The 10,442-nt window shown below is 70.2% G+C and carries 11 protein-coding genes and 1 pseudogene; 6 read left to right on the forward strand and 6 right to left on the reverse strand.

The window, feature by feature from the left end; genetic code table 11:
• Positions 1-66 precede the first annotated feature (66 nt).
• The gene (locus ABZ297_RS32855; protein ID WP_355354354.1) at positions 67-483 is read right to left on the reverse strand and encodes a MarR family transcriptional regulator; all 417 of its coding nucleotides are present in this window, start codon (positions 481-483) and stop codon (positions 67-69) included.
• Between the two features lie 87 nt (positions 484-570).
• On the opposite strand from ABZ297_RS32855, the gene ABZ297_RS32860 reads away from it, so the two are divergent.
• The 5 genes from ABZ297_RS32860 (at position 571) to ABZ297_RS32880 (ending at position 4,803) form a co-directional block, all read left to right on the forward strand.
• Positions 571-1,977 (forward strand): MFS transporter, encoded by a 1,407-nt coding sequence (locus tag ABZ297_RS32860; RefSeq protein ID WP_355354357.1) that lies wholly within the window; start codon positions 571-573, stop codon positions 1,975-1,977.
• Between the two features lie 139 nt (positions 1,978-2,116).
• Entirely contained in the window at positions 2,117-2,719 is a 603-nt protein-coding gene (locus tag ABZ297_RS32865) for a hypothetical protein (protein ID WP_355354360.1), read from the forward strand.
• 4 nt (positions 2,720-2,723) lie between these two features.
• Complete coding sequence (locus tag ABZ297_RS32870; protein WP_355354364.1) at positions 2,724-3,074, forward strand: AraC family ligand binding domain-containing protein; 351 nt, start codon at positions 2,724-2,726, stop codon at positions 3,072-3,074.
• A gap of 47 nt (positions 3,075-3,121) precedes the next feature.
• Positions 3,122-4,195, forward strand: coding sequence for an adenosine deaminase (locus tag ABZ297_RS32875; protein WP_355354367.1), 1,074 nt, complete (start codon positions 3,122-3,124; stop codon positions 4,193-4,195).
• Complete coding sequence (locus ABZ297_RS32880; RefSeq protein WP_355354370.1) at positions 4,192-4,803, forward strand: hypothetical protein; 612 nt, start codon at positions 4,192-4,194, stop codon at positions 4,801-4,803. Before ABZ297_RS32875 ends, ABZ297_RS32880 begins: the two co-directional genes overlap by 4 nt.
• A gap of 26 nt (positions 4,804-4,829) precedes the next feature.
• Here ABZ297_RS32880 and ABZ297_RS32885 read toward each other — a convergent pair whose 3' ends face one another.
• From ABZ297_RS32885 to ABZ297_RS32895, 3 genes are read right to left on the reverse strand one after another with little or no spacing between them, the layout of a single operon-like run.
• Positions 4,830-5,564 (reverse strand): enoyl-CoA hydratase/isomerase family protein, encoded by a 735-nt coding sequence (locus ABZ297_RS32885; protein WP_355354373.1) that lies wholly within the window; start codon positions 5,562-5,564, stop codon positions 4,830-4,832.
• Positions 5,561-7,045 (reverse strand): AMP-binding protein, encoded by a 1,485-nt coding sequence (locus tag ABZ297_RS32890; protein WP_355354376.1) that lies wholly within the window; start codon positions 7,043-7,045, stop codon positions 5,561-5,563. The genes ABZ297_RS32885 and ABZ297_RS32890 overlap by 4 nt, the downstream gene beginning before the upstream one ends.
• Complete coding sequence (locus ABZ297_RS32895; RefSeq protein WP_355354379.1) at positions 7,005-7,706, reverse strand: TetR/AcrR family transcriptional regulator; 702 nt, start codon at positions 7,704-7,706, stop codon at positions 7,005-7,007. Before ABZ297_RS32895 ends, ABZ297_RS32890 begins: the two co-directional genes overlap by 41 nt.
• A 122-nt stretch (positions 7,707-7,828) precedes the next feature.
• Between ABZ297_RS32895 and ABZ297_RS32900 the strand changes: the two genes are divergently transcribed.
• Positions 7,829-8,647: a MerR family transcriptional regulator gene (locus tag ABZ297_RS32900; protein WP_355354382.1), complete on the forward strand. Its 819-nt coding sequence runs from the start codon at positions 7,829-7,831 to the stop codon at positions 8,645-8,647.
• Positions 8,648-8,698: 51 nt separating this feature from the next.
• On the opposite strand, the gene ABZ297_RS32905 is transcribed toward ABZ297_RS32900, so the two are convergent.
• Together ABZ297_RS32905 and ABZ297_RS32910 are read right to left on the reverse strand one after the other, a co-directional pair.
• Positions 8,699-10,108 (reverse strand): DUF234 domain-containing protein, encoded by a 1,410-nt coding sequence (locus tag ABZ297_RS32905; protein WP_355354385.1) that lies wholly within the window; start codon positions 10,106-10,108, stop codon positions 8,699-8,701.
• 88 nt (positions 10,109-10,196) lie between these two features.
• A pseudogene (locus tag ABZ297_RS32910) lies at positions 10,197-10,442 on the reverse strand (phospho-sugar mutase); the annotation flags it as partial.

The raw sequence follows: 10,442 nt of genomic DNA on the forward strand, positions 1-10,442 counted from the left end.
GGCCTCCAGCAACGCTCCCCGGTCCTCCTGCACACGATCACCGGTCTCCCGGCGATCGGCAGGAGGTCAGGCGGTGGGCACGGGGGAGGCGGAGAAGACCTCGGCCAGCACGGCGCGCTGCGTCGGCAGCGCCTCCGCGTGCCTGGCGCGGCCCTCGTCGGTGATGCAGACGAACACGCCGCGCCGGTCGGAGTCGCAGACGCCGCGCGAGACCAGCGCGGCCTTCTCCAGGCGCGCCACCACGCGGGAGAGCGCGCTCTGGCTTAGGTGGACCTCGTCACAGAGCTCCTGGACGCGCAGCTTCCTGTCGTGGTGGACGATGCGGTCGAGCACCTCGAACTCGCTGGGCCCGAGGCCATGTCTGTCGCCGAGCTCGCGTTCCAGCGCGCACATCGCCTTGGCGTGCTTGGCCAGGACGTACTGCCAGGCCTCGACTTGCCAGCCCTCGCCTTGCCAGCCCTCGACCGCGAGCTCATCGTCCATGACGCGGAGGTTACCACCTCGCTAAATCTCATGCAACGACATTAAATGCATTTGCATTAGATGCGGATGCATGTAGTCTTCGGGTCCATGTCCTCTTCCTCATCTCGTTGGGGCGCGCTCGCCGTGCTCTGTGCAGTGATCTTCCTTGACGCCCTCGATGTCTCGATGGTCGGTGTGGCACTGCCTTCCATCCAGCGTGATCTGGGGCTCTCTACCTCCTCTTTGCAATGGGTCGTCAGCGGTTACGTGCTCGGCTACGGCGGTCTCCTGCTGCTCGGCGGCAGGACCGCCGACCTGCTCGGGCGGCGCAGGGTGTTCCTGGTCGCGCTGGGCGTCTTCGCCGTCGCGTCGCTGCTCGGCGGCCTGGTGGACAACGGCGCGCTGCTCATCGCCGCCCGTTTTGTGAAGGGCGTGGGAGCGGCCTTCACCGCCCCCGCCGCCTTGTCGATCATCACCACGACCTTCCCCGAAGGCCCCGCGCGCAACAAGGCGTTGAGCATCTTCACCGCCTGCGGCGCCAGCGGCTACTCGCTGGGATTGGTGCTGTCCGGCCTGCTGACCGAGCTGGGGTGGCGCTGGACGCTGCTGATGCCGGTGCCGGTCGCGATCATCGCGCTGTTCGCCGCGCTCAAGGTGCTGCCGCGCGGCGAGGAGGAGCGCGCCGAGGGCGGTCACGACCTGGTCGGCGCGGTGCTGATCACCGCCTCGATGCTGCTGCTCGTCTACACCGTGGTGCAGGCGCCCGAGGTCGGCTGGGCCTCGCTGCGCACGCTCGGCTCGCTCGTGGTCACCGCCGCACTCCTCGGCCTGTTCGTCTTCGCCGAGCTCAGGATGAAGCACCCGCTGGTCCGGCTCGGCATCCTGCGCTCCGGCTCGATCGTCCGGGCCAACCTGGGGCTGCTCATCCTGATGGGCTCGTACGTGTCCTTCCAGTTCGTCGCCATGCAGTACTTCCAGAACCTGCTGCACTGGTCGGCTCTCGGCACCGCGCTCGCGTTCCTGCCCGCCGGCCTGCTCGTGGCCATCACCAGCACCAAGATGGGCGACTTCGCCGACAGGTTCGGCACCGGCAAGCTGATCGTCATCGGGGCCGCCGCGCTGGCCGGGGGCTACGCCATCTTCCTCGGCATCGACGAGACTCCGAGCCTGGGCGGCATGGTCATCCCCGGCATGATCCTGCTGGGCATCGCGTTCGCGCTGTCGTTCCCGTCGCTCAACATCCAGGCCACCAACGGCGTGGACGACGACGAGCAGGGGCTGGCCTCCGGCCTGCTCAACACCTCCGGCCAGGTGGGCGGCGCGATCGTGCTGGCCGTGGTCACCGCGGTGCTCACCTCCGGCCCGGCCGGCGCGATCTCGATCGGGACGCTGCGCGCGGCGATCGTCGTGTCGCTGGTGCTGGCCCTGGTCGGCGTCGCGATCTCCGCCACGGGGCTGCGCTTCCGCAAGGTGGCGGCGGTCGAGGAGGAGGTCAAGGTCTACGAGACGGTCTGATCGTCCGTCCAGGGTCGCCAGGGGTCTCGCGCGTGCTCGCGCGGGGCCCCTGGTCTGCGAACTCCCTGATCCAGGGAAAGGCTTGCGGTGATCCGCGGAAAGCCTGCTTGCCGGCACAGCGGTGGGGCATCATCGGGATATGCGCCCGTCACCCGCACCGGGGACCGTCCAGGGGTTCGCCCGTGCGGTCGCCGGGCTCGCTCTCCTGGCCGTCCTGTCCGCCTGTGGCAACGTCACGCCCGTCGGCAGCGCGGCCGTTTCGCCTCCGTCGCCCACCCCCACCCCGGCCCGCACCGACGACCCGCCGCCGACGAGCACGTCCGAGGTCGACGTCGACATGCAGGACGGCAAGGGCGAGCCCGCCGTGGTGAAGGCGGTCAACTGGGAGGCCCGCGACGGGTTCGACCGGATCGTGGTCGACTTCGAGGGCGATCCCCCCGCCTACAAGGCCACCTGGGTCAAGGAACTCGTCCAGGACGGCTCGGGCGACCGCCTGGACGTCAAGGGCGGCGCCTACCTCGAGATCGCCCTCAGCCGGGCCCAGGCCCACACCGATAAGGGCGCCCCCACGTGGGAAGGCGGCCCGGTCTACCAGACCAACCTCGGCAACGTCCGCGCCGTGGTCAAGACCGGCGACTTCGAGGGCAGGGTCGGCATCGGCCTGGTCCTCGACCATCGCGCCGGGTACCGCCTCGATCAGCAGACCTCCCCGAACCAGCTCGTCGTGGACGTGGCACACTGACGTCGTGGTGAGAAAGATCGAAGGCCCGACGAGAATCCCGGTACCGGGCGGCAAGCTCATCGACGAGCACATCGGCCGCGTGAACAGCGGCGACGAGGCGATCTCGATCGCCCACATGGTGGCGCCGCCAGGCTGGTCGGAGCCGCCCCAGACCCCCGAGTTCACCGAGTACACGGTGGTGCTCAAGGGCACGGTGCTGGTCGAGCACGCGGGCGGCACCACGAAGGTCTCGGCGGGCGAGTCGTTGGTCAGCGCGCCGGGCGAGACGGTCCGGTACAGCACCGGCCCCGAGGGCGCCGAGTACGTCGCCGTCTGCCTTCCCGCCTTCTCTCCTGACCTGGCCCGTCGCGACTGACCCCGGCGTGCGGGAGAGGGCGGGGCCACAGCTCATATCATGGCCAGATGAGCCCCACCCTTGACGAGATCCGACGCGCGCCCAAGGTCCTGCTCCACGACCATCTCGACGGTGGCCTGCGGGCCGAGACGATCGTCGAGCTGGCTCGGGAGCACGGCTACCAGGGCCTGCCCACCACCGACGCCGGAAACCTGCGCCAGTGGTTCGAGGAGGCCTCCGACTCCGGGTCGCTGGAACGGTACCTGGAGACGTTCGAGCACACCGTAGGGGTGATGCAGACCCGCGACGCGCTGGTCAGGGTGGCCGCCGAGTGCGCCGAAGACCTGGCCGCCGACGGGGTGGTGTACGCGGAGGTGCGCTTCGCGCCCGAGCAGCACACCACCACCGGGCTGACCCTCGACGCCGTGGTGGAAGCGGTGCTCGAAGGGTTCAAGCTGGGCTCGCAGGGCCGCGACGTCAAGGTCGGCACGCTGCTGACCGCGATGCGGCACCAGGCGCGCTCCAAGGAGATCGCCGAGCTGGCCGTCCGCTACCGCGACCTCGGCGTGGTGGGGTTCGACATCGCGGGCGCCGAGGCGGGCTACCCTCCCACCCGGCACCTCGACGCGTTCGAGTACCTGCAGCGGGAGAACGCGCACTTCACCATCCACGCCGGTGAGGCGTTCGGGCTGCCGTCGATCTGGCAGGCCATCCAGTGGTGCGGCGCCGACCGGCTGGGCCACGGGGTGCGCATCATCGACGACATCTCCACCTCCGGCGACGGCACCGCCAAGCTCGGGCGGCTGGCCGCCTACGTCCGCGACAAGCGCATCCCGCTGGAGATGTGCCCGACCTCCAACCTGCAGACGGGCGCCGCCCCGTCGATCGCCGAGCACCCCATCGGGCTGCTGCGCCGGCTGAACTTCAGGGTGACGGTCAACACCGACAACCGGCTGATGAGCTCCACCTCCGTCTCGCTGGAGTTCGCCAAGCTGGTCGAGGCGTTCGGCTACGACTGGGATGACCTGCAGTGGTTCACGGTGAACGCGATGAAGTCGGCGTTCATCCCGTTCGACGAGCGGCTGGCACTGATCAACGGCGTGATCAAGCCCGGCTTCGCGCGGCTGAAGTGGCAGCCGTGAAGCAGGTCTACCGGTCCAAGACCGCCTTCGTGCTCGGCTGGGTCTGGGTGGCGTTCGTCGCGGTGAACGCCTGGGACCTCACCGTCCGCTTCAACGGCAAGCCCTCGCTGGTGGCCGCCGCCATCCTCGGCGGGCTCACCGCGATCGTCTATCTGGTCGCGCTCAGGCCGGCCACCGTGTTCACCGAGTCGGGGCTGGTCGGGCGGAACCCGCTGCGCACCACGTTCGTCCCGTGGGCGTCCGTGGGGGACGTGACCGTCTCGCACTCGATCAACGTCCAGCACGACGAGCAGCTCCTGCGGCTGTGGACTCCGATGAGCACGGCACGGGAGCGGGCCAGGGCGCAGCGCAGGGCGGCGCCCAGGACGCAGCGTCCCAGCCGGTTCCGCACCGAGCCCGCGATGACGAGGGGCGAGCAGGCGGCGGCGGAGGCGTTCGCCGGGAAGACGCACGCCGACTGGGTGGGGGAGCAGATCACCGGGCGCGCCGAGTCGGCCAGGCGGCGCGAGGAGGCGGCCGGTCCCGCCCGCACCACCTGGGCGCTCGACGCGTTCGCGGTGCTCGCCGTGGCGGTCGCCCTGGTGCTGGCCGCCATCGTGGTCCCCTGACGGGCTCCCCTGACGGGCTCCCCGGGTCAGGTCCTGTCGCGGGAGACGAAGCGTTCCATGCCCGCGCGGGCGAGGCCGGCCTCGTCGACCTGCCTCGCCGCCTCCGTCTCGGCGGCGAAGGCCCGCTCCACCTCCTCCAGCGGCGCTCTGAGCAGCTTGAGGTGGGTCTCGGTGGCCGTGCCCGGCAACGTCCAGCGGTGGACGAGCCCGATCGCGGTGTCCATCAGCGCGTCCGGCTCGACGATCTCGTCCAGCAGCCCGGACGCCAGCGCGTCGGCGGCGCTCAGCCTGGTCGAGTCGAGCACCAGCCGCAGCGCCCTGCCGCCCACCAGCCTGCGCAGCAGGTAGCTGGACGCGTTCGAGATCGACAGCCCGATGTGGTTCTCCGGCAGGAAGTACTCGGCCGACGGTGTCCCGATGCGGGCGTCGAAGCAGAGGGTCCACTCGGCCGCGCCGCCGACCGCGAGCCCGTTGACCGCGGCGACCACCGGCACCCGCGTCTCCAGGACGGCTCTGGTCAGGTCCTGGAACGAGTCGACCTCGTCCACCAGCGACTGCCCGACGGCCTGGTCGATGTCCTCTCCGGCGGAGAACGCCCGTCCGGTGCCGGTGACGACGACGCCTCTGGCGAGCTCGCCGTCGCCGTGGGCGCGCACGGCCGCCGCGAGGTCCTTGCGCGCGCCGGAGGTGAGCGCGTTGAGCTTCTCCGGACGCCGCAGGGTGACCAGGGCCACCTCGTCGCGCACGGTCACGTCGATCATGCTGACTCCTCTTCCACGGAGATGGCCCCGGCCCGCTGGTCGGGTCGCGACAGGTGGCGCTTCTCGATCCGGGCGGACGGCGTCAGCGAGAAGCCGTCCACGAACTCGACGAACGCCGGGATCTTGAACTTGGCCAGCCGTTCCCTGGCATGGGCGATCACGCTCATGGCGGTCTCCCTGCCGGGGACGTGGCCGGGACGCAGCTGGACGAACGCCTTCGGCAACTCCCCGAACAGGTCGTCGGGGACGGGCACCAGGGCGGCGGACAGGACCGCGGGATGCTGCGCGAGCACGCTCTCGACCTCCGCGCACGAGATGTTCTCGCCGCCCCTGCGCACCATGTCCTTGATCCGCCCGGCGTGGCGGATGCCGCCGCCGGCGTCGCGGAGGCCGAGGTCGCCCGTGTGGTACCAGCCGCTGCGGAAGACGTGCGCGGTGGCTTCGGGGTGGTTCCAGTAGCCGCGCATCATCGGCAGGCCGCGGACGAGGATCTCGCCGGTCTCCTCGTCCAGCGTGACCTCCTTGCCGGGCGGCGGGTGGCCCAGCGAGCCGGTGCCGACCGTCTCGGCGGCCTCGGGGGCGGCCAGCAGGTCGGGGCCGGACTCGGTCGAGCCGTAGAGCTCGCGCCACGGCGCGCCCCAGCGCTCCTCGAACGCCTGGTGCAGGTCGGGGGCGATGCCGGAGCAGATCACGACCCGCATCCGGTTGGCGCGGTCGAGCGGGTGCGGCGGCTGCTTGAACAGCAGCAGCGGCATCGTCCCGAGGACGTAGGTGAGGGTGGCGCCGTGCTCGCGGACCGCAGGCCAGAAGCCGGAGGCGGAGAAGCGGGGGAGCACCACGTGGGGAACGCCGCCGAGCAGGCAGAGCAGGGTGGTCCACTGGGGGTCCATGTAGGAGTGGGCCTGGGCGATCAGCAGGACGTCGTCGTCGCGTGGGCGTACCAGGTCGGCGACGATGTGGGCGGTTCGCAGCCAGTAGTCGTGGGTGAGCATGCAGGCTTTGGGGAAGCCCGTAGTGCCCGACGTGTACTGAAAATTCGCTACATCGTGGGGTGAGAAGGGGACGTCCGGCGGCGGGTCGTCCGAGGGCAGCGAGTCGAGGACGTGCACGGGGCCGGGGATGTGCGGGGCGTGCTCGGCGGTGCTCACCGTGGCCACGGCCCCCGAGTCACGCAGGACGTGCTCCAGGTCGGCCGAGCGGTAGCGGACGTTCACCGGCACCGCGATCGCCCCGGCCTTGAGCACGGCCAGCCAGGTCAGCGGCCAGCCGGAGACGTTCTCCAGCATGATGGCCACCCGGTCGCCCGGCCGTACGCCTCTGGCGGCCAGCCCGGCGGCGAGCCGGTCGGATCGCTCGTCCGCGTCCGCGAAGGACAGCGACGCGTCGGGGAAGCGGAGGAACTCGCGCGCACCGAACCTGGTGGCGGCGCGTCGGAGCAGGTCAGGGATCGTTTCGCGCAGGTCGGGGGTCGGTTCGCGCATCGGGCGGCTCCCACGGAAAGTCGGGCAAGAGGGAGAAGTCGGGGCGCGCGACCGGCTGGGCGGGCGCGCGCACCGCGGCCAGGCCGATCGCGACGAACTCGGCGCACACCTGCTCCAGCGTGGAGTCGCCGTCGGGGCGGTACCACTCGCTGGTTCCCGTGCACATGGACATCAGGGCGAGCCTGGTCAGCTTCTGGTCGGCGATACGGAAGGCGCCCTCCCGGACGCCGTCGGACAGCGCGCGCCTCCATCGGTCCTCGTAGGCGTCGCGCAGGGCGATGACCTCGTCGTGAGCGGCCGAACCCGGGGTCAGCGAGCGCAGTTCGCCGTCCATCACCCGGGTGATCATGGGGTTGAGCGCGTGGATGGCGGTCAGCGAGCCGATCAGCAGGGCCAGCCGGTCCACCGGCCGGTCCGCACCGTCGAGCATCCGGTCGGTGGACTCGATCAGGCCGAGATGCCCGGCCCGCATGAGGTCGGCGAGCAGCGCCTCCTTGCTCGACACGTGGTGGTAGATGCCGGCGTTGGTCAGGTTGACGGTCCTGGCGAGGTCCCTGATGCTCGTGGCCGCGTAGCCCTGCCGGGCGAAGAGCAGCACCGCCGCCGTCCTGATGCGCAGGCTCGCGTCGGCGTCGCGGTCGGTCAGGTACGTCTCCAGCATCGGTCTCCTACCGAACGTTCGGTCGCTCCCATACGGAACATAACCGACGAAACGCCCAGTTGCCAGAGCTCTCCGCGTAGGTTGACCCTGACACCGTGTGAGGCCCTACACCTGGAGAGGTCATGTTCAGCATCGGAGACTTCGCCAGGCTCGGACTCGTGTCCGTGCGCATGCTGCGCCACTACGACGCGCTCGGGCTGCTGCGCCCCGCCCAGGTGGACCCGTCCACCGGCTACCGCTTGTACCAGGCGGCGCAGCTGTCCAGGCTCAACAGGATCGTCGCCATCAAAGACCTCGGCTTCACGCTGGAACAGGTCAGGGCGATCCTCGACGACAAGGTGAGCGCGGACGAACTGCACGGCATGGTCCGGCTGCGCCGCGCCCAGCTCGAAGCCCAGATCAGCGCCGATCTGGCCAGGTTGCGCGGCGTCGAGGCGAGGCTCCGGACCATCGAGACGGAAGGGCACATGAAAACGGACGAGGTCGTGCTCAAGAAGGTCGCACCAGTCACGGTGGCCGAGCTCAGCGCCAGGGCCGCCAGCTACGACAGCGAGGACATCAGCCCGGTCATCCAACCCCTGTACGGGCAGCTCTGCGAACGCCTGGAGGCGGCGGGCGTGGCCATCGCGGGCCCCGGCATCGCCTACTACCTGCCAGAGGACGACGGGAGCGTGATGGTCCACGCCGCGTTCCCCGTCGCGACCGGGCCGCGCCCGGACCTCGACTTCCAGGTGGTCGCCCTGCCCGGCATCGACACCGCGGCGACGATCATCCACCACGGTGCGATGGAGGACGTCGGGTCCACGTTCCAGACCCTCGCCCACTGGATCGAGGAGAACGGCCACCGGTCGCTCTCCCTGGCCAGGGAGGTCTACCTGCACTGTCCGGATGACGTGGCCGAATGGGTGACGGAACTGCAGATCGAGGTGGCCCCCGCCTAGTGGACGACCTGGAGGGGCACCGGCCCGAGCTGACCGGCAGTTCCGCCTCGCCTAGCGCCAGACGCCGAGCAGTTCCTCAGGCGTGACGTGCCTGACCCCCTCCACGTCGCACCCACTGCGCGAGACCGCGCAGAGCGGCGTGGAGGTGTCGGCGCCCGGCATCTTCGAGCGGTGGACGATGAGCTCGCTCAGATCGTGATGGTCGAACGGCCGGTTCTCTAGCCACTTGATCGACCCCAGCATCGTGATCTTCTTGGCGATCGGCTCCCTGTCGGCTCCGACCAGGTCGATCTCCGGATCGTTGGTCCGGGTCCAGTAGCCGCCTATGGCGCCGGTGCCTTCGGGGAGCTCGTCCATGCGCCGGACGGACTCGCGGATGACGGGCTCGATGGCCGTCCCTCGCCATGACGTCCAGGACTGGCGGATCCTGTCCATGACCCTGTCCGCTCGGCCACGCTCGATGTCGGCCAGGCGGGACCCGATGAACCGGATCCAGAACCGCTGATGGGTGTCCACCACGTGGTAGCGCGTCTCCCGGGACGGCCGGGTCGACAGGGGCCGCTCCACGGCGATCATGCGCTTCTCCAGCAGCAGCTGGAGCGCCCGGTTCATCGATGCCCGGGAGCCCCCCTGGGCGGCGGTGGCGATGTTGGCGTGCGTGCGCTGTCCGGCGCCGATCGCGCTCAGCACCTCCCGGGCGAGGGCTTCTGGCGGGAACTCGGCGGCGAGCGCACGCTCTCCGCTGACGATCAGCGCGGAGAGCGGGTTCGCGGTCGCCGCCTCCAGGTAGTCCCAGAGGGAGCCGCCACGGGGCCATTCCTCGCAGATCATCGGCAGGCCACCCGAGACCAGATGGGCGTCGAACGCCTCCGCCGCGGACAGGCCGAGAGCCTGCCCCACGTCATGGGGGCTGAGGGGATCGACGACGAAGTCGACAGCCCGCTGGTAGAAGGGCCGGTCGTAGGTGTTGATCGCCTCCATCATGGACAGGTCCGAGCCGATGAGCAGCAGCAGCACGGGCCGTCTGGAGAACTCCCGATCGAAGAGCTTCTGCAGCACGCCCTCCAAGGACGGGTCCGCCTTGATCAGGTACGGAAGCTCGTCGATGACCACGACGCTGGGCGAGCGCTCGGGGAGGGCGTGCGCGAGCAGGGACAGCGCGTCGTGCCACGAACCTGGCTGCTCGGCGTGGAAGGCCGAGACATCGGGAAGGTTCGACGAGCGAACCTCCTCGGTGAAGAGGCGAAGCTCCTGGTCCAGTGCGTGGCCGGTAGCCGTGAAGTAGACGTGGGGCAGCTGGACCTGCCGGATGAACTCCTCGGCCAACCTCGACTTCCCCACGCGACGGCGGCCCCGGATCAGGAGGGCGCGTCCGGGGCGATCGAAGCGGTTGACATCCGTCTTCTGCAGGACGCGCTGGAGAAGGGCCAGTTCCCGCTTCCTGCCGATGAAGCTCTCCACCACCGCCTCCAGATAGTCTCACAGATGAGACTATCTGGAAGAGATGGTCTCAGGGGCGGTTTCTGCGACACCGTCGCCTGGGATGGTCTCAGGCGTGAGACCGAAGTCCCAGTGCCGTGCTCAGGTCGGACTTCAGGGCGTCAAGGTCTCGGACGGCCTGCGAACGGGCGTCCGCGACCTCGCCGGTGACCGGGACGACCACCTCCAGGTAGCACTTGAGCTTGGGCTCGGTGCCCGAAGGGCGGACCACCACCCGCGCGTCGCCGGACAGGACGTAGCGCAGGCCGTCGGTGGGCGGCAGGCCGCCGACGACCTGAGCAGGGGCGTCGGCGGC

The organism is Nonomuraea sp. NPDC005983, assembly GCF_040614375.1.
Taxonomy (GTDB): Bacteria; Actinomycetota; Actinomycetes; order Streptosporangiales; family Streptosporangiaceae; genus Nonomuraea.